General features: G+C 66.9%; 25 protein-coding genes and 1 pseudogene. 15 read left to right on the top strand and 11 right to left on the bottom strand.

The genetic code is table 11. The annotated features are described in order from the left end of the window. Positions 1-10 precede the first annotated feature (10 nt). Positions 11-925 (top strand): amidohydrolase family protein, encoded by a 915-nt coding sequence (locus M3B11_RS10890; RefSeq protein ID WP_259877463.1) that lies wholly within the window; start codon positions 11-13, stop codon positions 923-925. 6 nt (positions 926-931) lie between these two features. Here the strand turns inward: M3B11_RS10890 and idi are convergent, their stop codons facing one another. From idi to M3B11_RS10845, 8 genes are all read right to left on the bottom strand, one after another. Next, entirely contained in the window at positions 932-2,974 is a 2,043-nt protein-coding gene (idi, locus tag M3B11_RS10880) for an isopentenyl-diphosphate Delta-isomerase (RefSeq protein WP_396121561.1), read from the bottom strand. A 425-nt stretch (positions 2,975-3,399) separates the two neighbouring features. Beyond that, positions 3,400-3,807: a four-helix bundle copper-binding protein gene (locus tag M3B11_RS10875; RefSeq protein WP_102160850.1), complete on the bottom strand. Its 408-nt coding sequence runs from the start codon at positions 3,805-3,807 to the stop codon at positions 3,400-3,402. A 163-nt stretch (positions 3,808-3,970) separates the two neighbouring features. Continuing rightward, positions 3,971-4,612 carry a DUF305 domain-containing protein gene (locus M3B11_RS10870; RefSeq protein ID WP_165884391.1) on the bottom strand — a complete coding sequence of 214 codons (642 nt, stop codon included), beginning with the start codon at positions 4,610-4,612 and terminating at the stop codon, positions 3,971-3,973. After that, complete coding sequence (locus tag M3B11_RS10865) at positions 4,609-6,855, bottom strand: copper-translocating P-type ATPase (RefSeq protein WP_396121560.1); 2,247 nt, start codon at positions 6,853-6,855, stop codon at positions 4,609-4,611. Before M3B11_RS10865 ends, M3B11_RS10870 begins: the two co-directional genes overlap by 4 nt. A gap of 34 nt (positions 6,856-6,889) precedes the next feature. After that, positions 6,890-7,213, bottom strand: a complete 324-nt coding sequence (locus M3B11_RS10860) for a heavy-metal-associated domain-containing protein (protein WP_259877462.1) — start codon at positions 7,211-7,213, stop codon at positions 6,890-6,892. 94 nt (positions 7,214-7,307) lie between these two features. Next, positions 7,308-8,429, bottom strand: coding sequence for a cell wall metabolism sensor histidine kinase WalK (locus M3B11_RS10855; RefSeq protein WP_259877461.1), 1,122 nt, complete (start codon positions 8,427-8,429; stop codon positions 7,308-7,310). Next, the gene (locus M3B11_RS10850) at positions 8,426-9,139 is read right to left on the bottom strand and encodes a response regulator transcription factor (protein ID WP_165884388.1); all 714 of its coding nucleotides are present in this window, start codon (positions 9,137-9,139) and stop codon (positions 8,426-8,428) included. Before M3B11_RS10850 ends, M3B11_RS10855 begins: the two co-directional genes overlap by 4 nt. 73 nt (positions 9,140-9,212) lie before the next feature. Then, the gene (locus M3B11_RS10845; RefSeq protein ID WP_259877460.1) at positions 9,213-10,145 is read right to left on the bottom strand and encodes a cation diffusion facilitator family transporter; all 933 of its coding nucleotides are present in this window, start codon (positions 10,143-10,145) and stop codon (positions 9,213-9,215) included. A gap of 213 nt (positions 10,146-10,358) precedes the next feature. On the opposite strand from M3B11_RS10845, the gene M3B11_RS10840 reads away from it, so the two are divergent. The 3 genes from M3B11_RS10840 to M3B11_RS10830 all read left to right on the top strand — a co-directional run bounded on the left by M3B11_RS10840 (position 10,359) and on the right by M3B11_RS10830 (position 12,420). Next, a complete protein-coding gene (locus tag M3B11_RS10840) occupies positions 10,359-10,973 on the top strand; it encodes a TlpA disulfide reductase family protein (RefSeq protein WP_259877459.1) in 615 nt (204 codons plus the stop codon). Next, positions 10,970-11,749, top strand: coding sequence for a cytochrome c biogenesis CcdA family protein (locus M3B11_RS10835; RefSeq protein ID WP_259877458.1), 780 nt, complete (start codon positions 10,970-10,972; stop codon positions 11,747-11,749). The genes M3B11_RS10840 and M3B11_RS10835 overlap by 4 nt, the downstream gene beginning before the upstream one ends. A gap of 89 nt (positions 11,750-11,838) precedes the next feature. Further along, on the top strand, positions 11,839-12,420 hold the full coding sequence (locus M3B11_RS10830; RefSeq protein ID WP_102160831.1) for a CueP family metal-binding protein: 582 nt from the start codon (positions 11,839-11,841) through the stop codon (positions 12,418-12,420). A gap of 54 nt (positions 12,421-12,474) precedes the next feature. Here the strand turns inward: M3B11_RS10830 and M3B11_RS10825 are convergent, their stop codons facing one another. Further along, on the bottom strand, positions 12,475-13,131 hold the full coding sequence (locus M3B11_RS10825; protein WP_259877457.1) for an SGNH/GDSL hydrolase family protein: 657 nt from the start codon (positions 13,129-13,131) through the stop codon (positions 12,475-12,477). A 103-nt stretch (positions 13,132-13,234) separates the two neighbouring features. On the opposite strand from M3B11_RS10825, the gene M3B11_RS10820 reads away from it, so the two are divergent. Continuing rightward, positions 13,235-13,900, top strand: a complete 666-nt coding sequence (locus tag M3B11_RS10820) for a DinB family protein (protein WP_254221129.1) — start codon at positions 13,235-13,237, stop codon at positions 13,898-13,900. A 599-nt stretch (positions 13,901-14,499) separates the two neighbouring features. Then, a complete protein-coding gene (lspA, locus tag M3B11_RS10815) occupies positions 14,500-15,015 on the top strand; it encodes a signal peptidase II (protein WP_217006714.1) in 516 nt (171 codons plus the stop codon). 284 nt (positions 15,016-15,299) lie between these two features. Here the strand turns inward: lspA and M3B11_RS10810 are convergent, their stop codons facing one another. Then, positions 15,300-15,932, bottom strand: coding sequence for a class I SAM-dependent methyltransferase (locus M3B11_RS10810; RefSeq protein ID WP_259877456.1), 633 nt, complete (start codon positions 15,930-15,932; stop codon positions 15,300-15,302). A 198-nt stretch (positions 15,933-16,130) separates the two neighbouring features. Between M3B11_RS10810 and M3B11_RS10805 the strand changes: the two genes are divergently transcribed. Together M3B11_RS10805 and M3B11_RS10800 are read left to right on the top strand one after the other, a co-directional pair. Further along, a complete protein-coding gene (locus tag M3B11_RS10805) occupies positions 16,131-16,490 on the top strand; it encodes a helix-turn-helix transcriptional regulator (RefSeq protein WP_217006716.1) in 360 nt (119 codons plus the stop codon). Continuing rightward, complete coding sequence (locus M3B11_RS10800; protein ID WP_259877455.1) at positions 16,487-17,086, top strand: cadmium resistance transporter; 600 nt, start codon at positions 16,487-16,489, stop codon at positions 17,084-17,086. Before M3B11_RS10805 ends, M3B11_RS10800 begins: the two co-directional genes overlap by 4 nt. A gap of 140 nt (positions 17,087-17,226) precedes the next feature. Here the strand turns inward: M3B11_RS10800 and M3B11_RS10795 are convergent, their stop codons facing one another. After that, the gene (locus M3B11_RS10795; protein ID WP_259877454.1) at positions 17,227-18,594 is read right to left on the bottom strand and encodes a phenylacetate--CoA ligase family protein; all 1,368 of its coding nucleotides are present in this window, start codon (positions 18,592-18,594) and stop codon (positions 17,227-17,229) included. Between the two features lie 383 nt (positions 18,595-18,977). On the opposite strand from M3B11_RS10795, the gene M3B11_RS10790 reads away from it, so the two are divergent. The 7 genes and pseudogenes from M3B11_RS10790 to M3B11_RS10760 form a co-directional block, all read left to right on the top strand. Next, positions 18,978-19,997: a M28 family peptidase gene (locus M3B11_RS10790; RefSeq protein ID WP_259877453.1), complete on the top strand. Its 1,020-nt coding sequence runs from the start codon at positions 18,978-18,980 to the stop codon at positions 19,995-19,997. Between the two features lie 478 nt (positions 19,998-20,475). Further along, positions 20,476-20,979, top strand: coding sequence for a cytochrome c biogenesis protein ResB (locus M3B11_RS10785; RefSeq protein WP_259877452.1), 504 nt, complete (start codon positions 20,476-20,478; stop codon positions 20,977-20,979). Positions 20,980-21,031: 52 nt separating this feature from the next. Continuing rightward, positions 21,032-22,126 (top strand): annotated as a pseudogene (locus M3B11_RS10780) (cytochrome c biogenesis protein ResB); the annotation flags it as partial. A gap of 1 nt (position 22,127) precedes the next feature. Continuing rightward, the gene (gene ccsB, locus M3B11_RS10775; protein ID WP_217006720.1) at positions 22,128-23,171 is read left to right on the top strand and encodes a c-type cytochrome biogenesis protein CcsB; all 1,044 of its coding nucleotides are present in this window, start codon (positions 22,128-22,130) and stop codon (positions 23,169-23,171) included. A gap of 231 nt (positions 23,172-23,402) precedes the next feature. Further along, positions 23,403-23,543 (top strand): hypothetical protein, encoded by a 141-nt coding sequence (locus M3B11_RS10770; RefSeq protein ID WP_217006721.1) that lies wholly within the window; start codon positions 23,403-23,405, stop codon positions 23,541-23,543. A gap of 57 nt (positions 23,544-23,600) precedes the next feature. After that, complete coding sequence (locus M3B11_RS10765; RefSeq protein ID WP_259877451.1) at positions 23,601-23,975, top strand: helix-turn-helix transcriptional regulator; 375 nt, start codon at positions 23,601-23,603, stop codon at positions 23,973-23,975. After that, a partial coding sequence (locus tag M3B11_RS10760; protein WP_259877450.1) for a cation-translocating P-type ATPase occupies positions 23,972-25,932 on the top strand: 1,961 nt, incomplete at its 3' end. The genes M3B11_RS10765 and M3B11_RS10760, both read left to right, overlap by 4 nt.

Here is a 25,932-nt window from a genome sequence, read left to right as displayed (position 1 = left end):
CGTCGAGATCATGACGAGTGCCCCCGCCCCGCGCGCTGATGCCGAGATCCCAGCCTTCGTCGCCGGCCTCGGCCTGCCCGGTCTGGCTGACATCCACATCCACTTCCTGCCTGAGCGGATGCTTGAGAAGGTGTGGGCGGTCTTCGACAACGCCGGTGAGGTATACGGCCAGGACTGGCCGATCACCTACCGCTTCGACACCGCCACCCGGCTCTCGATCGCACGCAGCTTCGGGATCCCGGCGATCCCGGCCCTGACCTACCCGCATAAGCCGGGCATGGCCGCCTGGCTCAATGGCTGGAACACGGACTTCGCGGCTGCTCACGACGATGTCATCCACTGCGGCACCCTCTATCCGGAGCCCGGCGTCGGCGACTACGTCCAGGCCGCCCTCGATGCTGGGGCCAGGCTGTTCAAGATGCATGTGCAGGTCGGAGACTACGCCCCGGACTCCGCGCTGCTGGACCCAGCCTGGGAGGTGCTGGCCGCAGCCAGGGTGCCGGTCGTCATCCACGTGGGCTCCGGTCCGCGGCCGGGCACCTATACCGGCCCGGAGCATATGCGGCAGGTGCTGCGGAAGTTCCCGCAGCTCACGGCGGTCATCGCGCATATGGGAATGCCGGAGTACCACGAGTTCGCCGATCTGGCAGAGGAATTCGACAACGTCCATCTCGACACGACGATGTTCGCCACCGACTTCACCAACCGGCTCGCCCCCTTCGACGACCGCTACGTCGGCCGGCTGGCGGAGCTGCGTGAGCGGATTGTGCTCGGCTCGGACTTCCCGAACATCCCATACCCGTATGCCCATCAGCTTGAGGCTCTCGTGCGGCTGGGCCTGGGGGACGAGTGGCTGCGCGCAGTGCTGTGGGACAACGGCGCCCGCCTGCTCGGCCTGCCGGCCCGCACACAGCCTCGCCAGTGAGTGCGCTTACGCCTGCTGTGCGCCGGTGGCGGCGCGCAGCAGCCGCCATTCCTCCTGCATCCACGGGCTGAAAATGAACGGCACCCCGGCCACAGCGGCGTCGAGATCCTCGGGTTCGACCCAATCGTATTCGGCGACTTCGTCAGCGGCCGGGTCGAGGTCGCCGGTGAGCACGGCGGTGAAGACCGGGCAGATCTCGTTCTCCACCACGCCCGAGGCGTCGGTCGCTCGGTAGCGGTAGGCCGGCAGCACTGTGGTGAGGTCGCGCAGCCGGCAGCCGAGCTCCTCGGCGGCACGCCGGTGCACGGCGGCGGCGAGCGGTTCGCCGGGCCCCGGGTGTCCGCATAAGGCGTTGGTCCACACGCCCGGCCAGGTCTTCTTGCTCAGGGCGCGGCGGGTGAGCAGCATCCGGCCTGCTGTGTCGAAGACGAAGCAGGAGAACGCCTGGTGCAGCGGCGTGTCAGCGGTGTGCACGGTGGCTTTGTCTGCGGTGCCGAGTGCGGCACCGTCATCGGCGACGAGCACCACCTGCTCGACCGGGCCCTTCCCGGCTCCCGCATCCGCAGCGCCTTGTCCGCCCCTCGCTCCATCACCATTCGCTCCGTCGCCGAGTGTTCCAGCGGCACTCGCATGATCCCCGCTCGCCCGATCGCCTCGCGCCTCATCTGTGCCGGCGGTGACGATCTGGGCGACGATGTCGACGAGCGCGCTGTCCTGCCACGGGGCTGCGGCGATCTGCACACTGGCTGGGAACTGCGCCGTCGCCTGCCCGTCAGCACCGGGCAGCAGCCGTGGCAGCGCATCGATGGGCACGCTCACCGCCGGCCAGCCGAGCACGTTGAACAGCTGCGAATAAGCCCGGAACGCCCAGCGCACACCCTGGTCGGCAGCCTCCCACGGCACCGGCTGGCAGCCCATCGTCGGGGTGAGGACGACATCGACCCGGGCGAACACCTCGGCTGCGGCGGCACGCAGTTCCGCACAGCCGGCCACCGCGCGCTCATAGTCAGCAGCGCTGACCGTCTGATCGTGTTCGATGTTCGCCCGCACCTGCGGCTGAAAGTCCCGGCGGCCAGCCTCCCATGCCGGGCGGTGGATGAGCCAGCTCTCCCGGGCGCGCACGGTCGAGTAGCTCTGCGCGGTCGCCGGGAGGTCGAAGACGCCGGTGAGGTCGACGAGCTCGATCTGCCACCCCTCGGCGGCTGCGGCCGCGCAGCGCTGCTGAAGCCACGGCCGCACGCGGGCCTCGGACCACGCGCGGTCATGGGCGAGGCCGCCGCCGGGGTGCGCCCCGGCACCCAGGTCGTCGGCGGCGAAGACGCCGATCCGCAGCACGCGGCGCCCCTCAGCGGAGGCGAGGTCCGCCAGCGGCTGGTCCCCCACCTCGGGGGCGGGCACCGTGGCCTGTCCGGGAACCGGGCCGGGGCAGGCTGCGGCGAACCGGGGCCACAGGGCGGCAAGCTCAGCTGGGGTGCGGGTGAAGAGGCCGACGGTGTCGAAACTGCCTGACAGCGGGGCGACACCTGCGGTCGGGAGCCGGCCGAGCGTCGGCTTGAAGCCGACGATCCCCGCACACGCGGCTGGCACGCGCACAGATCCGGCTGTGTCCGTGCCGAGGGCGGCGGGCACGATGCCGGCGGCGACGGCGAGCGCGGAGCCGTAGCTGGAGCCCCCGGTGGTATAGCCGGGCCAGATCGGGTTGACGCCGCGGCCGTGCGTGCTCTCCTCGCCCATGATGCCGTAGGAGTGCTCCTGGCAGGTCGTCTTGGCCACCGGCACCATGCCGAGGCGCTCGCACAGTTCGATGACCGCCGCCGAGGCAGCGGCCGGCTCCTCGGGCCGGACGTGGGAGCCCATCGTGGTGAGGGAGCCGGCGATGTCGATGACGTCCTTGACCGCGATCGGCATGCCGGCAGCGCGCGGGTCGACCGGGAGGGTCTCGACGATGGCGTTGAGGTCGCGGCCGATCGTCTCACACGCCGCCAGCGCCTGAGCGACGGTGAGGGCGCGGATGGGCTGGCCGGCGGTGGTGCCACGGGGATTGTCCATAGTCCATTCGTACAGCATCTGCGGCCTGAGTGGGCGCTCATACGATGGGGAGTATACCCGTTGTGCAGAAGTGTCCGGCACGGTGGTGTTCGGCTGGCAGATGTGTCTAGCTTCGAACTTGCGTTGACGACCGGTGCGGTGGGTTCTTGTCGGCAGGCTTGATCGCGGGATGGACCCTGGATGCCTGAGCTTTGAGGGAGCGTTGCGCCGCGGTGCAACTGAGGGATGTCCGACCAACTGCGTGCTTAGCGAGAACAGTGAAAGGTGGAGCATGCGTCTGTTTGACGGTCGCCCCTCACAACCCCTCCGGTCGGACTTGAGCCACTCAGCCACAGAGCTGGGGTCAATTGCAAAGGGTCCCTGTCGGTGGGCAGAACGGCGGCCTGGTCGATCGTTGTCGGATCGACCAGGCCGGGTAGTAGGGGTCAGCCGATCGCGGCCAGGAGGTCGGCGCAGGCCTGTTCGCATCGGCGGCAGGCCTCGGCGCAGACGCGGCAGTGCTCGTGCATGTCCGCGTGCTTCTCGCATTCGGCGGCGCATTCTGCGCACGCTGCCCGGCATGCCTCGAGTGCGGCTTTGACCGTGGCCAGGTTCTGCCCGGTGCGGCGGCTGAGAATGCTGCCGGTGGCCGCGCAGAGGTCCGCGCAGTCAAGGTTGAGACGGATGCAGTTGCGCAGATCGGCGACCATGTCTTCGGCCAGGCAGGCATCGGCGCAGGCCGTGCAGGTCTGGGCGCACTCGAAACAGGCGGCGATGCAATCGGCGAGTTTCTGCACGTCCAGACCGGTGGTGTCGTTGGGGTGGGTCTCGATCATTGAAGTGATGTGAGTCATCGCTGCGCTCCTTCTTCTCCGAGGCGGTGCTAGGAAGCACCCGGCTACCATCGACGCTAGGTGACCCGCCGACCAAAGCGAAGCCGCCAGAAGCCGATCTTCGCAGAATCTTCATGAACCGCAGTCCGGTCCGATGCCCGGTTCCCCTTCCGGAGAAAAAAGTTCAGAGGTTTTCGAGCATCGTCTTCATCTCCTGGATCTCTGCTTCCTGGTCTTCGATGACCTGCTCGGCCAGGGCGACGGCCTGCGGGTTCTGCCCGTCGGCGACCTGCTGCTCGGCCATGTCGACGGCACCCTCGTGGTGTCTGGTCATCTGTTCCAGGTACAGCTTCGCGGCCTCCGTGCCGGTGGCGTCTTCGAGCTGTTGCATGTCGTCTTCGCTCATCATCCCGCTCATGCCGCCGTGACCGCCCATGCCACCCGTGCCGTCCATGTCGTCCATGTTCATGGGTTGCTGGCCCCAGGCTTCGAGCATGGCGTTCATCCGGTCGATCTCGGGCCCCTGCGCGTCGATCACGCCTTGGGCGAAGTCGGCGACGTTCTGCGGGATGTCATCCTTGGCCAGCAGTGTCTCGCTCATCTCGACGGCCTGCTGATGGTGCGGGATCATCATCTGCGCGAACATCACGTCAGCGTCGTTGTGCTCCTCGGAGATCGCCTCACCGGAGCCCGCGGTGTCGGTGGCGACCGAGGTCGCAGGGGCAGGATCTTCCCCGGTGCTGCCGGGGTCGGCGTTCCCGGCGCATGCCGAGAGGAACAGCGTCCCGGCAACGGCTGCCGCAACTGCCAGTGGGGTGCGCTTCATGATGCGACCTTTCCTTGGTGGACGGTTTCCGGTCGGGACGTCTCGGTGGGGGTCGGTGCCAGCCGGGCTGGGTCGAGTTCGGTGCGGCGCAGCAGCTGGGCGTTGAGCGCGACGATAATGGTCGACAGGGACATCAGGATCGCGCCGACGGCCGGGGAGAGCACGAACCCGATGGGGGCCAGGACTCCGGCGGCCAGCGGGACGGCGAGGACGTTGTAGCCGGTCGCCCATGCCAGGTTCTGGATCATCTTGCGGTAGCTGGCCCGGGATAGGTCGATCATCGACAGCACTGCTCGCGGATCGTCGCTGGCCAGTACGACGCCGGCCGATTCCATCGCCACGTCGGTGCCGGCCCCGATCGCGATGCCGACGTCTGCCCGGGCAAGGGCGGGGGCGTCGTTGACGCCGTCGCCGACCATTGCTACCGACAGTCCCCTGTTCTGCAGGTCGGTGACGGCGGAGTCCTTGTCCTGCGGGAGCACTTCGGCGAAGACCTCGTCGATGCCGAGGTCGCGCCCGACGGCGTCGGCGACCTGCTGGGCGTCGCCGGTGATGAGCGCGACCTTCACACCGCGTTCCTGCAGGGCGTGGACTGCGGCCCGGGATTCCGACCGCACCTGGTCCTCCAGGGCGACCGCGCCGATAATGGTCCGGTCCTGCACGATGTGCAGGACGCTGGCGCCGCGCTGGGTCCATTCCGCGACGTCGGCGGCGATCTCGGTCGGGGATTCCAGCCCGTAGTCGCGCAGCATGTTGGGCCCGCCCACGGTGATCTCGGAACCGTCGACGATGGCGCGGACCCCGCGCCCGGCGGCTGCGGTGAACTCACTGGCCTGCAGACGAGTCGAGGCCGCTTCCGGGTGTTCGGCTGCCGCTGCGGTGATCGCCCGTGCCACCGGGTGTTCGCTGTTGGCTTCGGTGGCGGCGGCCAGCGCCAACACGCGGCTTTCACTGATTCCTGACACATGCGCGGTCCCGGTGACGGCGTGCGCGCCCTGCGTGAGAGTGCCCGTCTTGTCGAAGAGCACGATATCGATCGAGCGCATCCGCTCCAGCGCGAGCCGGTCCTTGATGAGCAGGCCCGACCGGGCGGCCTTCTCAGTCGAGATAGAGATCACCAGCGGGATCGCCAGTCCGAGTGCGTGCGGGCAGGCGATGATCAGCACGGTGACGGTGCGGATGACTGCCTGGTCGGGCGCGCCCAGCAGCGTCCAGATGAGCGCAGTGATGATGCCGGCCCCCAGCGCGAACCAGAACAGCAGCGCTGCGGCACGATCAGCCAGCGCCTGCGCCCGCGACGACGATGCCTGCGCGTCGGCGACCATCCGCTGAATGCCGGCCAGGGCAGTCTCGCCGCCGGTGGCTTCCACGGTTAGACGCACCGCGTTGTCCGTGGCGACGGTGCCGGCCACGATCTTGTCACCGAGTTCACGCAGGACGGGTTTGGACTCACCGGTGATCATGGACTCGTCGAACTCGGCGTGCCCGTCGATGATGCGGCCGTCAGCCGGGACCCGGGCCCCGGACCGAACCAGCACCGTGTCACCCGTCTGCAGTTCGGCGATCGGGACGGTGATGGTCCCGGACTCGGTGACCTTCTCCGCCTCGTCGGGCAACAGCTCGGCCAGCGCGTCGAGGGCACCGGATGCCGCACCGAGGGCGCGCATCTCCAGCCAGTGCCCCAGCAGCATGATGGTGACCAGCAGCGCCAGCTCCCACCAGAAGTCGAGCATGAAGTCGCCGATGCCCAGACTCGTGATCCAGGAGGCGACGAAGGCCACGGTGATGGCCATCGCGATCAGCAGCATCATCCCCGGCTGCCGTGATTTCAGCTCATTGAGCCCGCCCTTGAGGAAGGGCATGCCGCCGTAGACGTAGATGACGGTGCCCAGCACCGGGGCGATCCAGGCCGAGCCGAAGAACTCGGGCACTTGGTAGCCGAGCAGGTCGGCGACCATGTGGCTGAAGATGACGACCGGCACCGACAGGATCAGGCTGACCCAGAAGCGGTTGCGGAACATCGCGACACTGTGCCCGGCGTGCTCCCCGTGGCCTGCGTGCGCGTCATGGTCGTGTCCGGCGTGACTGTCGTGGGCGGGTGCCGGGGCTTCGTCAAGGGCGGAGTGGCCGTGGCCCTGCGGTATCGCCTGTCCGTGGCTGTCTGCGTCGAGGTGGTCGTGGTGGTGATGGGCGTGGGTGTGATCTGCCGGTTCGGGCTGGTGGTGGTGCTCCGGATTGCTCATCGTTGTCCTTCACAGTCAGGGGATGGGTAGCCGATCAGGCTTCTGTTCCGGGGTATCCGGCCGCGGCAAGCGCTGATTGCAGCGCCGCCGTGTCCACCGGTGCGCTGCTGGTCACCGTGACGGTGGACCGGCCGTGGGCTACCAGCGTGACGTCCACCTGGACGTTGCGGTCCACCGCGTGTATGGCCTTGGTCACGCGCGAGGCGCAGCCCTGGCAGGTCAGCCTTTCTACAGCGAGTGTGAGCGTGGAGGCCGGCCCGGCACTGCTGCCAGTTGCGTTTGTAGTGGCGGTGTCGGCTGGTGCGCAGCAGGCGCAGCCTGGCGATGCGAGTGGTAACTGGCGGGAGGATGCGGTCATGTGTGCTCCTGACTTGCGGGCTCGGTGAGGCCGCGCGGGTTTCGCGCGCCTCCGACTATACCCTGTAGGGGTATATGAGTAAAGGTGTTCATGCTCACGCGGGGCGGGCCTTTCCGGGGGTGCGGGGCAGTTCGATGGTGAACTCGGAGCCGTGTCCGGGGCCGGCGGAGGAGGCGGTGAGGGTACCGCTGTGGGCTGCGATGAGGGCGTGGGAGATCGTCAGGCCGATGCCGGAGCCGCCGTGGTCGCGATCGCGGGCGGTGTCACCGCGGTAGAAGCGTTCGAAGATGTGGATGAGCTGGTCGGCGGTCATGCCGTCGCCGGTGTCGGTGACGCTGATGAGCACGGTGTCGCGGGTGTTGGTGGCGGTGAGGGAGACGGTTCCCCCGGGTGGGGTGTGGCGCAGGGCGTTCGACAGGAGGTTGTCGAGGACTTGTGCCAGCCGTTGCCGGTCGGCGATCACAATGTCGGCATCGAGGTCGGCTGTGGTGGTGAGGGTCACGCCCTTGGCTGTGTAGCTCTCCTGGACTGCGGCAGCAGTGCTGTCGAGCAGGTCGGCGATGGGTACGGGGGCGGGCTCGAGGTCGATGCGGCCTTCCTCAGCGCGGGAGACATCGTCGATGTCTTCGACAAGGCGTGTCAGGCGTGCCAGCTGTTCGGCCATCACGGCGTGGGTGGTGGGGTTCCACTCGACGACCTGGTCCTGCAGCCCCTCGAGGTAGACGGAGATGACCGAGACCGGTGTGCTCATCTCGTGGGCGAGGTCGGACAGGATGCGTTGCCGCGTCTCCTCGGTGCGGGTCAGCTGGTCGGCCATCGTGTTGAACGCTCGGGCCAGGGAGTCGAGTTCGACGCCGGCGCCGACCACCGGGACGCGCACATTGTAGCTGCCGCGGGCGACTTCGGCTGCCCCAGCGGTGAGCTGTTCCAGCGGGGTGCGGATCGTGCGGGAGAGCAGGAAGCTGGCCAGGAGCGCGCAGGCCAGACCGGTGCCCAATGCCACCGCCAGGGTGATCAGGTTCGCGTCGCGGTAGGCCTGCTCGACATGGAACAGTTCCGAGGATCCCCCCGGGATGCCGGCCATTTCCAGGTGTTCGTGGAACAGCGGGGGCCCGGCCAGGGTGGCGACTGCCACCGCTCCGAGCAGGCTTGCCGCCACCACGATCAGCTGCGTGGCGAACAGGCGGGTGGCCAGGCCGGAGTTGCGCAGCCTCATCGGAGCACCATGCGATAGCCGACGCCGCGGACGGTCTCGATGAGGCCGCCACCGTCGGGCTCTTCACCGAGCTTGCGCCGCAGGTGGCCGATGTGGACGTCGACGATCCGTTCATCGCCGACCCAGGATGTGTCCCAGACGGCGTCGATGAGCTGCCGGCGGGAGAGCGCGCGGTGGGGTGCTGCAGACAAGGCGACCAGCAGGTCGAACTCGGTGCGCGTCAGGGGAAGCACCGCATCGTCGCGGCGGACCTCGTGGCCGGCGAGGTCGATGGTGAGGTCGCCGACGACGCGGACGGAGTCCTGGGGTGGGTTTCCAGTGCGGGGACGCCTGAGCACGGCATGGACCCGGGCGACCAGTTCCCGGACGCTGAAGGGCTTGGTGATGTAGTCATCAGCACCGGCGGCAAGGCCCAGGAGTTTGTCGTTCTCACCACCGCGGGCTGTCAGGATCAGCACGTAGCACTCCGACATCGCTCGCACGCGGCGGCAGACCTCGATTCCGTCGAGACCGGGCAGTCCGAGGTCGAGGATGAGCACGTCCGGCTCCTCGGCCCTGACGCTGTCGAGCGCCTGGACCCCGGTGTGTGCCTGCTCGACGTGGAAGCCGTCTCGGCTCAGGTAGGTCGCCACCATCTGCGCCAGAGGTTTCTCATCCTCGGCGACGACGATGCGCCCGCCAGGGTGGTGGTCGGTTCGTTCAGCCCGCATGTACTCAGTCTGCCCCCAGTGCTGGCGGCACACAGCCCTCAGCGCCCGCTGCGGCCGAATCTTCGTCAAACCTTCAAATGCCCGGGTCTGTCCCGCGCTCGGACTGTCGGGTGATGTCGATGCTCGTGGCGGCCTGGGCCGGGCAGGTGCGCTCGATCTGCAGCGTGGAGAAGTAGATGTCGAACCGGTCGGTGAGCAAGTCGGTCGCCTGTTCCAGCACGGCCTCATGCTGGGCCGGGTTGGCCACGTGCAGGTGCGCGGAGAAGACGGTGCGCCCTGAGGTGATGGTCCAGGCGTGCACGTGGTGGACGTCCTCCACTCCGTCGATCTCCTCCAGGGCTGCGATCGCCGCCGGCAGGTCGAGGTGTTCGGGGGTGCCCTGGAGCAGGATTCTTAAGGCCGACCGGATGATGGTCCACGACGCCCACAGCAGCACCACGCCGAAGACCATGCCCAGCAGCGGGTCGATCGCGAGGAAACCGGTCAGGCGGATGACCACAGCGGAGATGATGATGATGAGGCTGCCGACGAAGGTCTGCAGGATGTGCCAGAACGCGCCCTTGATGTTCAGGTTCGTCTTCTGACGCTGGTAGAGCAGCCAGAACGCGATGAGCTCGGTGACAATGCCGCCGGCTGCCACCCAGAGCATCACCGTGGTGGGCAGCTCGATCGGATCGGCCAGCCGCATGGCTCCCATGTAGAACACGTAGGCGGCCATCAGGGCGAGGAAGAGTCCGTTGAACAGCGCCCCGATGATCTCGGCGCGGGCCCACCCGAAGGTCTCCTTCGCAGTGGCGGGGCGTTGGCTCAGACGCTGGGCGACCAGCGCGATCAGCACCCCGCCGACAGCCGAGAACGTGTGGAAGGCATCGGAGACCACCGCAACCGACCCGGACCACAGCCCGATGACCAACTCGATAACGAAATACACTCCCGTCAACCACCCGGAGATCCGGAGGGCTTTGCGGTCTCCGTCGACCGGCAGATGTCCGCTGTGTTCGCTCATCCTGGCCTCCTAGTTGACCTGTCAGGGAAATGAACTTCCGGGGACAGCACACGGCGCCGTCGAGCCACGCGCTGATTCGAATGTAACCCGCCTCACCTCCACGAGGCTGTCACCAGGGCAATCTTCGCCAAATCTTCAAGAATCCTGGTCCCTTCACCCGTGGCGATCCCGCCAGAATGGAGGGAGTCGTTTCCTGCGAGTTGAAGAAGAAGGATGCTCTCACCTCTGTCACGTCGTTCGATGATCCGCCGGTCAGGCTCGTTGACCGTCCTCCTCGCACTTGGTCTGGCCGGGTGCGGCACCAATACCGACGAGCTGGCCGACCAGGTGCCGGAGGTCAATGAGCAGGGCTACATCTCCGGGGCCGGCGTCATCACCCAGCTGCCCCTCGGCGAGCGGGGGGAGCCGATCAAGTTGGCCGGTGAGTGCACCGACGGCACCGCCTTCGACCTCGCCGACTGGCGCGGGGCCCCGGCGGTGCTCAACCTGTGGTACGCCGCCTGCCCCCCGTGCCGCAAGGAAGCCCCGGCGCTGCAGGCCAACTACGAGCGGTACCAAGAAAACGGCGTGAAGTTCTTGGGCATCAATGTCCGCGACGAGGCGCCGGCCGCCGACGCGTTCGCCAGGACCTTCGATCTGACGTTTCCCTCCATGCTGGATAAGGACGGCCTCGGCGTCGCCGCGCTCGGTTCGGTGCTGCCCCCGCAGGCGGTCCCGTCCACCGTTGTCCTGGACTCCCAGGGCCGGGCGGCAGCCCGGGTGATGGGAGCCGTGGACGAGTCCACCCTCAAAGCGTTGATCGGTGACGTGTTGGAGGAACCGGCGTGATGCTGCTGGCCTCCATCGGGGAGACCTTCTCGCAGACCGCCTTGTCCGGTCCGATGCTGCTGGCGATCCCGGTGGCGATCCTCGCCGGGGCGGTCTCGTTCTTCTCCCCGTGCGTCCTGCCGCTGGTCCCCGGCTACGTCGGCTACGTCACCGGGTTGGGTGCCGCCGCATTGACCGACCGGAAGATCAGCCGGGTCGTCATCGGGGTCTCCCTGTTCATTGTCGGCTTCGCCGCCGTCTTCGTGTCGATGGGCCTGGCGTTCAGCCTCGCCGGTGTCTTGCTCAGCCAGTGGGCCGATGTCCTCAACCGCGTGATGGGCGTCGTCGTCATCATCGCCGGCATCGTGTTCATGGGCGGCATCGGCATGTTCCAACGCACCGCCCGGATCAGCAAGCGTCCACCCACCGGCCTCTGGGGCGCCCCCGCCCTGGGCGCCACCTTCGCCCTCAGCTGGGCACCGTGCATGGGCCCCACATTGGCGGCGGTGCTGGCGCTGTCGACCAGCTTCGGGGCGACCGGCGCCGACGGCATCTGGCGGGGTGCCCTGCTGACATTGATGTACTGCCTCGGACTGGGAGTGCCGTTCATCGTCGTGGCCGTGCTCATCGTCAAGGGCACCGGCAGGCTGCAGTGGGCCAGAGACCACCACCTCCTGATCAGCAGGATCGGCGGGGCGATGCTCATCATCATCGGCGTGCTGCTCGTCAGCGGCGTCTGGACCCAGTGGGTCAACAGCCTGCAAGGCATGATCGGCGGCTTCGAGACCATCATCTGACACCCCCTGACCACTCAGCGAGACCACCCCCGCGCAGCCGTCACTGCTGTGCATGCTGACCCTCGGGCACCCGCCCGAACGACAAGGAGATGAAAGTGAAACGAACAGCAATCATGACAGCCGCTCTCTCGCTGGTGCTGGCAGGATGCGCCCCGGCAGCAGACTCCCAACCAGCACCCGGCGCCGGCTCGCAGGCGGAGCTCCTTGCCACTTTCGATCTCGAAAGCATGGATGCCGTCGAGATCATCGATCATCTGGACCAGCTCGAAATCGCCGAGAGGCCAGCAGATCTGATCGCATCGGTCTATCCCGATGAGCTGGTGCTGACCGACAACACGCAGGAAGTGACCCTGGACCTGCCGCAGAACCTGTCCTACCTGTCGATCGCCCCCTACGTCGACCAGACACACGACTGCTTCTACCACAGCCTGACCACCTGCCAGGGCGAGCTCAGCAACGAAACCATCGACGTCCAAATCACCGACAGCACCACCGGTGAAACCGTGGTCGATGAACAGATCACCACCTTCGACAACGGATTCGTCGGCTTCTGGGTGCCCAGCGACATCACCGGCACCATCGAGATCAGCCACGACGGCCGGACGGGCACCTCGGACTTCACCACCACTGACGACGGTGCCACCTGCATCACCGACCTGCAGCTCGCATGACATCCGGTGAGCGAACGCGATTCCAGCAGACCCGGATGTCATGCGAGCTGCCCATTATGAGGCAGAAGCAGTGAGCTGATCGGCGAGCTGTTCCCAGATTGCATCAGCCCACAGGGCGTGGCCCGTCGCGTTGGGGTGAAAGTAGTCGCCCGAGAACGTCGCCAGATACTCGCGAAGCGACAGTGCTTTGGTTGCAGTATCAATGTCAGCAATGGCGTGACCGTGCAGGCTGGCTGCTTGTCGTATCGCGTGGTTCGCTCTAACTGCGCGGCGGTCGTATGGCCAGTGCAGGAAATTCGGCACCAGACCCATCACCGCTCCCTGGGGCAGTTTCGAAGCGACCGCTGTCATATCGCGTGCGAAGTCGTCAGTCTTGAAAGCTGGTGCCCAGGCCACATCGTTGCTACCGATCACGCAGGTCACGAAATCCGGTGCCGTGACCTCAGCAAGCTTTGGTAGCTGCGCGTCCAGTACATTCTTGGCTCTTGCCCCATAGGTCGATAGATTCACGACCCGGACTGTCTCACCGGTGACCTCCGCAAGTCGTTTGGCGATCACGCCGACATAGCCTCGGGCGGGGTCATCCACTCCGACGCCAACGCCTGCCGAGTCGCCAAGTGCCACATAGGTCAGCGTGCCTTCTTGGGGTTGTGCCCAATGCATCATGTGGTTGCGTGATTGTGCGCGGCCGCGCCGTAATGCGATACCCACGCGGCCAATATACCCCAGACGGTATATGCGAAGCACCCACTAGTGCTAAGGGCTCAAAAAGAGCGGAGGTTCGGAGTGTCAAAAAGGGTATACCCGATTTGACATGCCCTATGCCTTCCGCCGTGGAGAGTTTGAAGCGTCAGCTCTGACACCCCACCCGGTCACACGACTGCGCCGCCTCCACTATTCGACCATTGACCGCGGCAGGGACGTGGGTGACGATGGGGCCGAGGGAAGCCGGGAGTCGGTGCCCGACCGAAAGTGGGCGACCGTGGACCGCTCTGCAATCACGGACGGATACCGTCGAGCTTGCGCCGAGTTAGAAGACGCCCTGGCCCGGGCTGGGGATGCTGACCTGCGCCGGCGCAGTGCCGGCACCGGTTGGAGCAACGAGGAACTGCTGTTCCATATGGTGTTCGGCTATATGGTGGTCCGAAACCTGTTGCCCTTGGTCAAGATCTTCGGCCATCTTCCGCCCGCTCTCAACCCCGCATTCGCGCGTCTCCTCAACGCGGGCGCCCGTCCATTCGACAGTGTCAACTACTGGGGTCCCGGGCCGCAGCCCGCGTGCAACCGTCACCGCATGGCGAGCAAGCTACGCCGGGTCACCGCCGCCCTCGGCACCAGTCTGGAGAACGAATCCCAGCGATCGCTGGCCCTGCACATGGCGTTTCCAACCCGCTGGGACCCCTTCTTCACCCCCGTGATGACCGTCGCGGATGTCTACGCCTACCCGACCCTGCATTTCGACTTCCACGCAAAGCAGTGAGCCTGCCCTCAACCAGGACAGCCCGCCCGCATAGCGCCAGCCTCCGCCCCGAAGGCTCTCCGAAGGAATCGGGAAAGCTTCGCTCGTCTACCGGCGTCAGGGGGCGGAGCAAGGAGGTTCCGTGAATCGGGACTACTCGTCTCGCGGAGCGCTGCTGTCCCCGGCGAGAGACAAGTCCCGGCAGCAGCAATCGGGATATCGGCCGCAGGCGCGCACGACTACGCCTCGGTTGACCACACATCCGCAATCCGCACATGTCATATCCATCTGCCCAACATTACCTATGGGATTCCTCGTCATTCTTAAGCTCTTCCAATCCGACGGTCCTGCGGGCTTGGAGCGGTGGACCTAGTCGCTGGCGGCGGTGAGCGCACCGGGCGGGCCGTTCGGAAGGTGGTCGTATCAGGGGGTGGGGCCCAGTCCGTCCTGCTCCTCACAGAGAGACAATGGCCTGCACCGGTAGCATCTGAGGGTGACGATAAAGAGTGATGGGACAGGTTTGGGCCTGCGTTGGCCGTTGCGGCAGCCTCGCCGCTGCCGGGTACGGGTGCCCAGGCGCCGGCCGGCCACGGATTGGCGCCCCACCGTCTGGTCTCGACATGCCTGATCAGCCGGTGACCACTACATCTGCACGGCTCCGGCCTCGCGAGGTGGTCGGGCTGTTGGGCGGGGCGGGGATCCTGGCACTGGTGGATCTGGGGCTCAAGGTCCTGGCTCAGACCGCGTTACCCGCCGGGCAGGTAGTCGATCTGGGCTGGATCAGCTTGCGCGTCTTTTACAATCCGGGGGTGGCTTTCAGCCTCGGGGCGTCCTTACCCGCCTGGATGGTGATCGCCGGGACCGGGCTGGTCCTCGCCGGATTGGTGTGGTATTTGCTGGCGAACGTCCGTGTTATGGGCACAGTGGCCCGAGGCGGAGCGGTCCTGCTGCTGGGCGGGGCCCTGGGGAACTTTGTAGATCGACTGGGCGGGGCCGGCGTGGTGGATTACCTGCACACCGGCTGGTTCCCCACCTTCAACGCGGCCGACGTCTTCGTCACCGTCGGGGTGGCGGGACTGGTCCTCGGGATGCTGCGGGAGCCTGCGTCCGGCATGAGGGACGGGAACACGTCCTGAACTAGATCGGCTGCCACTAGCTCAGCGCTGTGTATAGGTTCACCTGGCTGTCGTCGACGGGGTGCGCCTCACACAATGACGAAGCAGTTGCGAGGGATTGCTGGGATGTGGTTGAGCCGGCAGATCCTAAGGCGCATCCTGCCGGTCGCGCTAGCAGCAGACGCGCAGAGCGCTTGAGCGGTTCCGATTCCGGGGGCGCGCCCGCCCGGTACAGGGGTCGGGCTTGATGACCTTGTTTCGTGCCCACCCAGGCCGCTCGGAGCCGTCTCCTCGCAGCCACTGGGTTACCCATGGCTTTTCGACGCGGGCGCGTCCTTGTCGCTGCCAGGATCGTCCTGGACTATGTCTGGCTTCTGAGCGATGAAGCGCAGGACCCGACCGCCGAAGGAGACCCGGACGCGGAGCGGGCCGAGGCCAGCCTGTGCCAGGACCGGTTCGAAGGTTGCGGGTTCGATGAGTCGGTGCGCAGAACGGTCGGCCACGTGCACCAGGGATGCCAACCGTGAGGCAAGCAGGTCGTATCCCACGAAGGACCCGCCGGGTCGCAGGACCCGCGCCGCCTCCGTCACCGCGTGTTCCCACTCGATCACGTGATGGAGCATGAGGAAGCTCAGGACCATGTCGAACGACTGGTCATTGAACGGCAGTCGGGTGGCATCGGCTCGGCGCGCTTGAGCAGTGGGGAGTCGGGCGAGGCGCCGCTGCGCAGCCTTGACCATCGCGGGGTCGGCGTCGGTCGTGGTGAGGTGCACCTGGGGGTGGACCCGAGCGATCGCTTCGGCCATCGCTCCGCTACCCCCACCGATCTCGAGCACGTTGCCGGCGACAGGCAAGCCCTGAGTCACCCAGGGGACCATTCGCCGTGCCAGAAGGCGCCACGGTCGGCTGCGACAGAATGAGGCTTCCACGGCGGACATCCTCGGCATGACCCTCCTCTTGGCGCACCAGCGGGGTTGAAGCCGAGATTAGTCCCATGAGGGCAAATCAACTATCTGGTGGTCAGCATCACGCGTAAACCTGCACCCAAGGACCGGATACAAAACCTCGGCGGGCAGCAGTTCTCCACTGAGCGGGCAAGTTGCGTCGTGTTCAGCGAACAATGTACAGTTCATCGAGTGCTGACCATTACCAATCATCTTGACGTGATGAACCGCCTAGGCCGTGCCATGGCTGACCCGACGCGCTCCCGCATCCTGCTGATGCTGCTTGAGGGGCCGAACCATCCGGCGGTGATGAGCCGAGAGCTGGGCCTGTCGCGGTCGAATGTCTCCAATCACCTGGCGTGCCTGCGGGACTGCGGCATCGTGGTGGCAGAACCGGAAGGCAGGAAAACCCGGTACGAGATCGCTGACCCGCACCTGGCCCGCGCGCTGACTGCGTTGCTGGAAACAACTTTGGCGGTCGACCAGGGGGCCGGCTGCATTGACCCTGCGTGCTCCGTGCCAAAGTGCTGCAAGGTGGAGGCGGGCGCATGATCCTGTCATCCGTGTTGCAGGCGATCGGCCTGTTCATTGTCACCAACATCGACGACATCATCGTGCTCTCGCTGTTCTTCGCCCGCGGTGCGGGCCAGCGGGGCACAACGGCCCGGATCTTGGCCGGGCAGTATCTCGGGTTCGGCGGCATCCTGGCCGCCGCCGTGCTCGTCACGTTGGGAGCGGATGCGTTCCTGCCCCCGCAAGCCATTCCCTACTTCGGGCTCATCCCGTTGCTCCTCGGCGTGTGGGCGGCCTGGCAAGCGTGGCGCGGAGACGACGACGATGATGATGAGGCGAAGGTCAGTGGTAAGAACGTCGCCGTGCTGACCGTCGCCGCTGTCACCTTCGCCAACGGCGGGGACAACATCGGCGTGTATGTTCCAGTCTTCCTCAGCGTGGGACCGGCCGCCGTCATCGCGTACTGCGTCGTGTTCCTCGCTCTCGTCGCGGTGCTCGTCGTGCTGGCGAAGTTCGTTGCGACTCGCCGGCCGATCGCCGAGGTGCTCGAACGCTGGGAGCACGTGCTGTTCCCGATCGTCTTGATCGGTCTCGGGGTATTCATCCTCGTTGAGGGTGGCGCGTTCGGGCTCTGACTCCCGGCACTTCAGGGACAGGATCAAAGACGCTCGGAGCCGCCAAGGAAAAGCTGCGGCTCGCCGCCCCTTCTCGCTAACCGTCACAGGTTATGCGCGGGACCCGCCCCGCCGGGACAGGACGGACGCTTCGTAGCCGGTCAGCGCAGCGGGATCACCGCGCGGAACTTGCCCCCCGGAGTTGGCTGGGGTGGTCCCTCGCCGCGGGCCACGATGACGTGGTCGAGTCCGTGGTCCCCCAGCAGGCGCCGGATCTCTGCGTGCACCATCTGCCGGACGTGCTCCGGGTCGGTCCCGGCGGCGGGTTGCAGACGGACCTCGAGGTGGGCAGGAGCGGTGTGCACGAGCTGGAACAGCTCCACGCCGGGAACGCGGTCGAGCAGCGAAGTGATGGTCAGCGACGGGAGCGTCACCGACGCGCCGGCGGGGGTGTGAAAAGCGAGCAGGTCAGCGGTGCGGCCCTGCACCCGGATAGCGGGCAGCGGGTCGCCGCACGGGCAGGGATCAGGCCGGACGAAGACGACGTCGCCGAGGTCGTAACGCAGGATCGGCTGGACCCTGTTCGCGAGGTTGCTGAGCAAGGTGGTGTGCGATGTCTGACCCGGGGGGAGCGGGCGGTGAGCGGCGTCGACCGGCTCGAGGAGAACCCAGTCGCTGTTGACGTGGAGCCACCCGTACTGGCAGCTGTAGGTGAGGAAGGGGCACTCGGTGGCGGCGTAGCCCTGGCGGACCTTGGCGCCGAACGCGGCGGAGATCGTGTCGTGCTCCCCTGCGGGAAGGCCCTCGGCGGACAAGACCACCAACGCCGGATCGATGTGCAGGCGGCCGGCGCGCTGCTCAGCGGCCAGCAGCGCGCCCATCGTGGCGTACGGGGCAAGAATGGCCGGACGGAGGCGGTTGAGCCCAGAGACCAGCTGCGTCATGGGCGTATGCACGCCGAACACCCCGATCCGGCTGCGGCCAAACCGGTTCCTGCGCAGCGCGGCAGCCGCGGCCGCGGAGGCGTAGTGGCCCCCGGTGGCGGTGATCATGGCAACGCGCCCGCCGCGGGCAATGATGCGAAGCAGATCGGCAGGGGTGAGCCAAGCACTGAGCAACCGCGCCAGCAGGGCGGTAGTCACCGCGAGGGACCGCTCGTCCAGCAGGAAGATGCCCCGGGTGCCGGTGGTTCCGGAGGTTGTCCCCACCGTGTAGCGGCCGCGGAACTTCTCGCCCACCAAGGCGGGATCCCCGACGAATGCCCGCGCGGCGGACAGGGTGGCCTCCCGGTCGGTCACCCAGTCATCGAAGTGGGACATCAGCTCGGCCTTGCTCGTGACCGGCAGCATCGTCGGGTCCGTGACGTGCTCGGGCAGGTGCTGGTACAACCGGCGGTAGAAGGGTGACCGGGCACGCGCGAAGGTAACCATCCCGGCAAATCGCTCGTGCTGCCGCTGGGCGATCGCCACCCTGCCCTGCCGGTGGGTGGCACGGGCATCGCACAGCAGCCAGAGTCGGCTTTCGGTCATGCGCGCTCCTTGCCACTTCGAGCAGCCACCTTCCCGGCGTCGCGTCAGGCCGTGGGTCCCGGGTTCACGACCAGCGCGGCAACGTCCGGAGCAACTGCGAGCTCGGCCCACCAGCTCACCACCGGCCGAGCACGGCGTCAAGCCTCCTCTGCACAGTCATCGACAGGGCGTTGGGCCTCTGCGCCTCGGTGAAAGCATCACCGCAGCACACGACAGCTCCGGCACCACACCGTTTGTGCACCACCGAAGACTGTGCCACCTGCATCACGGGCCTCCAGCAGATCGAGTGGGAGGAAGCACCGCCGCGACGAGCCCGCAGACCGGGCCCCGGCACTGAAACTGAAGCTATTGCGGCTGCGACACTACAGTGATATACGACTGTAATGGATCTGAGCCGGCACCGAGGAATCGCAGTCATTCTCGCAGCACTCGGTGCGACCGCCCTCTTGGTGGCGTTCGTCCTGGTCAGCCAGCGGTCGGACGATTCGGGACTGCAGGCGCAGGGCCCCCCTCTTTATGAGCATGTGGCGGAGTTTCAAGCACTTGCCGATGAACACGGCGACCGTGCCGCCGGCACACCCGGGTACGAGGCCGCGGCCCAGTATGTCGAACAGCAGCTCGAGGGCGCCGGGTATCAAAGCACCCGCCAGTACTTCACCTTCGACAGCCATGGCGAGGAGACTGAGACTTTCAGCATTATCGCCGAGACCGAGGGCGGCAGCGACGACAATGTCATCATGCTCGGTGCCCACCTTGATGGGATGCCGGACAGTCCGGCGATCAGTGACAATGCCGCAGGCGTCGCGGCATTGCTGGAAACGGCCAAGGAGCTCGGCGGGCAGGATGCGATCAGCAACAAAGTGCGGTTCGCATGGTGGGGAGCAGAGGAGTTTCCCGCCACCCCCGGTTCCAGGCATTACGTTGAGAATTTGGCGGAGCCAGCCACCGGCGAACTCGACAACATCATCGCCTATATCAACATCGACATGGTTGCCTCACCGAACTATGTCATCGGACTCTACGACGCGCGGGAATCGGACCCCGAACTCGAAGTGCCCGACGGTTCGACCGAGATCATGAACGTCTTCACGGACTATTTCGGCTCCCGCGGCCAGCCCTGGGTGACCACCCATTGGGACTTCGACTCCGATCAAGTGCCGTTCGTCGAGGAGGATGTCGCCGTGGCCGGCCTGTTCACCGGCAGCAACGAGAAGAAGTCCACGAGGGAAGCCGCCCTCTTTGGCGGTGCCTCCGGACAGCCGCGCGACCCCAACTACCACGCGTCAGGTGATGACCTCGACAACATCAGCTTCGAGGCGCTGACCCTCATGACCGATGCGATGAAATCCGCCGCCACCAGCCTGGCCGAGGACAGCAGCACTCTTTCACGCCACGAAAGGTGATCGGTGGTGTCCTGAGCGGGACCATGGCTATTGAGGGGCACTGAAAGACTCTCCGTGCCCGGACCTGCATCGGGGCTCGTCTCGGTGAACGGCCTGCGGCATTCCATGCTCCACACATCAGCTGAACCCGAAACACTGCGGTTGACATCTCCCGCAGGAGTCAACGGGACCTTCAACGCATGCGCATCGGTCACTGCATGCTGTATGGTCCAGTGTGTGCTGACTATTGTGCCTCGGACGAGAGAGGATCATCGCCTCGGCAGATTCCGGTCGACCGGAACCTTGACGCAGCAGGCAACGCTGAAGGGACGAAGGTCGATGGTCCCTCGCCATCATCGTCGAACCTTGTGAAAGCACGTTACCCGTTCCGACGCCGCGCAGAGAGCCCTGTACCGACGCGGGCAGACGGATGCGGCTGGTCGTCGCTCGCTGCAGAGGCTGAGCGGCGGTTCGAGACGGTCATCTGAGGTAGCAGGGCATGAGACGAGAAGAAGCGAACGAGACGTTGATGAAGACCTTCCCGGATCAGCATGAGGGACGGAAGCCGGCGCCTTCCAGCAAGCCAGCGCGTGCGGCCAAGGCGGCGCCCGCCAGCATCGGCTTCGTCGGGATGCTGCGCTGGGCCTGGCGGCAGCTGACCACCATGCGGGCGGCACTCATCCTGCTGCTGATCCTGGCCCTGGCCGCGATCCCCGGATCGCTGCTGCCGCAGCGGATCCAGGATCCCATCCGCGTCAACACCTTCATTGAGGAGAACGGCTCCTGGGGCGAGTTCCTCGACCGCCTGCAGCTGTTCGACGTCTACTCCTCCGTCTGGTTCTCCAGCGTCTACATCCTGCTCATGATCTCGCTTGTCGGCTGCGTCCTGCCGCGCACCGCCCAGCACTGGCGGGCGATGCGGCAGGCGCCCCCGAAAGCCCCCGCAGGCTGTCCCGGATGCCGGGCTACCAGACCTTCGAGCTCGCCCCCGAACAAGCGGTGAGGAACTCCTCGACCGGGCCGAAACCCGCTTCAAGAAGCAGGGCTACCGGACGGTCCGGGCGGGCGACCACATCGCCGCCGAGCGCGGCTACCTGCGGGAGACCGGCAATCTGGTCTTCCACGCCTCGCTGCTGGCACTGGTCATCACGATGGCGATCGGCTCCCTGTTCGGCTACTCCGGACAGCGGGTGCTCGTCGAGGGCGACACCTTCGCCAATTCGCTCGTCGCCTACGACTCCTTCGAGCCGGGCACCTACTTCGACGCCGACCGGCTCGACGACTTCCGGATCCGGCTCAACTCCTTCGAGTCGAGCTTTGATGACCAGGCGACCGGCAATCAGTTCGGTCAGCCTCGCACGTTCGAAGCCGACATCACGGAGTTCTACGAGGGGCAGGAGATCCGGCACCGGCTGGAGGTCAATCAGCCGATCCGGATCGGCGGCACCGGAATCTATCTCACCGGCAACGGCTATGCCCCGGTCTTCACCGTTAAGGACGCCCAGGGCACCGTGACCTTCTCCGGGCCGGTCGTGTTCCTGCCCCAGCCCGAGGCCTCGGGGTACGGATCGCGGGGAGTGCTCACGGTGCCCGACGCGCAGCCGGACCAGCTCGGGTTCGTCGGCTTCCTGCTTCCCACCGCAGGACTCAATGACGACGGTGAGCTGATTTCACGGTTCGCCGAGCTGCACAACCCGTACGTCGTGATGAGCGCTTACCGGGGAGATCTGGGGCTCGACACCGGGGTGCCGCAGTCGGTCTACGATCTGGACGCCGACAACATGACCGCGGTCACCGATGCCGCCGGCAACCCGATCACGCTCGAGCTGACACCGGGTGAAACGGTGCAGCTGCCGGACGGTTTGGGCAGCGTGACCCTGGAGGGCATCGACCGGTTCATGGCCGTCGACATCCGCCATGATCCCACGCAGGGGCTGATGCTGGTATTCTCCATCCTGCTGATGGTCGGACTGGGTCTGTCCCTGTTCGTGCCGCGGCGCCGGATGTGGGTCCGCACGAACGGCGGCGAGGTCGAGGTAGCAGCGCTGGCCCGCGGTGAGGATCCACGGGTCGAGCACGCCGCCCGCGAACTGGCAGCAGAACTTCATCACGGAGCACGCAACCCGGAACGACCGGCGAAGGGACACTGAAATGGACGTCAACATCGAGCTGGCCACGTGGTCGAATCTGCTGATCTACTCGGCGATGGCGGTCTACGCGATCGCCTTCATCACCTACGCCTTCGACCTCTTCGGCGGCCGGACGCTCAAGTCCGCCGTCCGACAGCGGCAGTCGGCGCAGGAGCTAGCCGCCAGCAGCCGGGTTCGGCGGACCACCCGCCGGACCGGTTCCGTCGCCGTACTGGAAGACGACGATCCTCGGTCGGGTTCGCCTGCCGATCGACATGGCGAAGAGGCGGGCAATGCCGACCCGAGCACGGGCCGGAGCAGGCGACTGGCCCGGGTCGGGACCTCGCTGACAACACTGGCGCTGGTGCTCCACGCGGCGGCGGTGGCCACCCGCGCCCTATCCGTGATGCGCGGCCCCTGGGGCAACATGATGGAGTACGCGCTGACCACCTCAGCGCTGGCCGTCATCCTCTACCTCGCGGCGCTGAAATACCGCGATCTTCGGTACCTCGGCACCTTCGTCTCCGGGGCAGTGCTCGTGACCCTGGGCCTGTGCATCACGGTGTTCTACACGCCCGCCGCGCAGCTGGTGCCGGCGCTGCAGAACTACTGGATCTACATCCACGTGCCCATCGCGATCCTGTCGACGGCACTGCTGTCCATCTCCGCGGCGCTGGCCGCGTTCCAGATCATCAAGGCGGCCACCGAGCAGCGCACGACACCCAGATGGCTGCGCTTCATGGACCGCGTGCCCTCCAGCGAGAACATCGAGCAGGTCTCCTACCGCATCGCCGCAGTCGGCTTCATCACCTGGACCTTCACCCTGATCGCCGGCGCCATCTGGGCCGAACTCGCCTGGGGACGCTACTGGGGCTGGGACACTAAGGAAATCTGGACCTTCGTCGTGTGGGTCGTCTACGCGGCCTACCTCCACGCCCGCGCCACCCGCGGGTGGGGACCGACCAGAGTCGCCGTGCTCAACCTCACCGGCTTCGCCTCGGTCGTATTCAACTTCGCCGTCGTCAACATCTACTTCAGCGGCCTGCACTCGTACTCCGGAGTGTGAAAGCCAGCTCGGACGCGGCTGCTTGCGCACCCGAACCACCGCCCACGATGCAGGAATTCGCCTCCGTCCTGGCACTGGCCGCAGAGGTCGTCAGGGTCTCGGAGAAGACGCTGCGCCGGGGCCCTGCACCTGGCGGCCGGGATCGTCCTGGCCCTCGGACAGGTTCCCGCCGATCTCCCGGAGGGCTTTGCCGCCGTCGCCACCCTGCGCCGAGCCGGCACACAAATCCTGATGGCGCTGAGCTTCACCAACCCAATCCTGGTCGGATCCGCCCTGGGATACTTCGCTCTGCGCGAGGCCCCCGACATCATCACCTTCGCCGTCCAGCCCCCTGCGCTGTTCGCCCTCATCTCCGTCTACCTCGAGGCCTGATCCACCGGATAAACCAGTGCGGCGCCCATGGGTCAGCCTATGGTGTATGGTCACTGCATGCTGACTATTGCTTCTCGTGTGAATGTGATGAACCGGTTGGGTCGCGCGATGGCGGATCCGACGCGGTCGCGGATTCTGCTCTCGCTGCTGGAGTCGCCCGGCTACCCGGCGGTGCTGGCCCGGGATCTCGGGTTGACGCGGACGAACGTGTCGAACCACCTGGCGTGCCTGCGGGGGTGCGGGATCGTGGTCTCCGAGCCGGAGGGCCGCCAGACCCGGTACGAGATCGCGGACCCGCACCTGGCGGCGGCCCTGACGGGACTGGTGGATGTGACGCTGGCGGTCGATGAGAACGTGGCGTGCATCGATCCGGACTGCACGGTTCCCGGCTGCTGCGACGCGCAGGGGTCTGTCTCGGAGGATGCCTCGTGAGCGCCGCATGCGGCTGCGACGAGCCGGTCACCGCACCCGGTGGCGAGGCCGAGGAGGTGGAGCGTCCGTGGTGGCGCGACCCGAGCCTGCTGCTCCCGATCTTCTCCGGGGTCGCCTTCATCACCGGCCTGATCCTGGAGTGGTCGGGCCTGGAGGCGGCTGCGGCGGTGGTGTTCTGGGCGGGCCTGCTGCTGGGGGCATACACGTTCGCACCCGGCGCGATCCGGAACCTGATCACCCAGCGCAAGCTCGGAATCGGACTGCTGATGACGATCAGCGCCATCGGCGCGGTCATCCTCGGCTACGTCGAGGAAGCAGCGGCGCTGGCGTTCTTGTACTCGATCGCGGAGGCACTGGAGGACAAGGCGATGGATCGCGCCCGTGGCGGTCTGCGGGCACTGCTGAAGCTCGTACCCGAATCCGCGACCATCCTCCGCGGCGGCACTCCGGTGGAGGTGCCGGCCCGGGAGATCACGGTCGGTCAGGTGCTGGTGGTCCGGCCCGGGGAGCGGGTCGCCACCGACGGCATCGTCCGGGCGGGGCGGTCGAGCCTGGACACCTCGGCGATCACGGGCGAATCGATCCCCGTCGAGGTCGAGTCCGGTGATGAGGTTTCGGCCGGGGCGATCAACATCGCCGGCGTGCTGGAGGTCGAGACGACCGCCGCGGGCACGGACAATTCGCTGACCACGATCGTCGAGCTGGTTGAGCAGGCCCAGGCCGAGAAGGGCGACCGGGCGCGCATCGCCGACCGGATCGCTCGCCCGCTGGTGCCCGGGGTCATGATCCTGGCCGTCCTCGTCGGCGTGATCGGGTCGCTGCTGGGTGACCCGCAGCTGTGGATCACCCGGGCCCTGGTGGTGCTGGTCGCGGCCAGCCCGTGTGCGTTGGCGATCGCGGTGCCGGTCACGGTGGTCTCGGCGATCGGCGCGGCGAGCAAGTTCGGCGTCATCATCAAGAGCGGTGCCGCGTTCGAACGCCTCGGCGGGATCCGGCATCTGGCCGTGGACAAGACCGGAACCCTGACCCGGAACCAGCCGACCGTGACCACGGTGATCCCGGCCGGCGGCAGGAACGCGGACCAGGTTCTGGCCTTCGCCGCAGCCGTCGAGCAGCACAGCACTCACCCCCTGGCGGCGGCCATCACCGGTGCCGCGGCCGGGGCGCCGGTGGCCCAGGGCGTGACCGAGGAGGCCGGGCACGGCATCTCCGGGACCGTTGAAGGGCATCGGGTGACGGTGGGCAGCCCCCGCTGGATCGACCCCGGATCGCTCCAGGCTCGGGTCGCGGCCCTGGAAGCCGAGGGGCAGACCTGCGTGCTGGTCACCGTCGACGGCACCGTCGCCGGTGCCATCGCGGTCCGCGACGAACTGCGCCCCGAGGTGCCCGAGGTCATCCGCACCCTCAACCGCCAAGGCGTTGAGGTCAGCATGCTCACCGGCGACAACGCCCGCACCGCAACCGCACTGGCACAGATCGCCGGGATCACCGACGTGCACGCCGAGCTGCGCCCGGAGGACAAGGCGCGCATCGTCGCGGGATTGGCCCAGCACCGACCGACGGCGATGATCGGCGACGGCATCAACGACGCCCCCGCCCTCGCGGGAGCGACGGTAGGGATCGCGATGGGCGCGACCGGGTCCGATGCGGCGATCGAATCCGCCGACGTCGCCTTCACCGGCCACGACCTGAGCCTGATCCCACCGGCGTTGCGACATGCGCGGCGCGGTCGGAGGGTCATCAATCAGAACATCGCACTGTCCTTGGCGATCATCATCGTGCTGCTGCCGTTGGCGATCACCGGCGTGCTCGGGCTGGCCGCGGTCGTGCTGGTCCACGAGGTCGCCGAGGTGATCGTGATCGCCAACGGACTCCGCGCCGCCCGCACCGGCCGCGTCCTCGCACGACAACCACACCCCACCCCCGCCGATGCGGTGAAGCAGCCGGCCGGAGCGCA

Origin of the sequence: Brevibacterium sp. p3-SID960, assembly GCF_025144725.1 — a bacterium.
Classification (GTDB): Bacteria; Actinomycetota; Actinomycetes; order Actinomycetales; family Brevibacteriaceae; genus Brevibacterium.
Note: the sequence above shows the minus strand (reverse complement) of the source record. Positions and strands in the feature narration are given on the sequence as shown.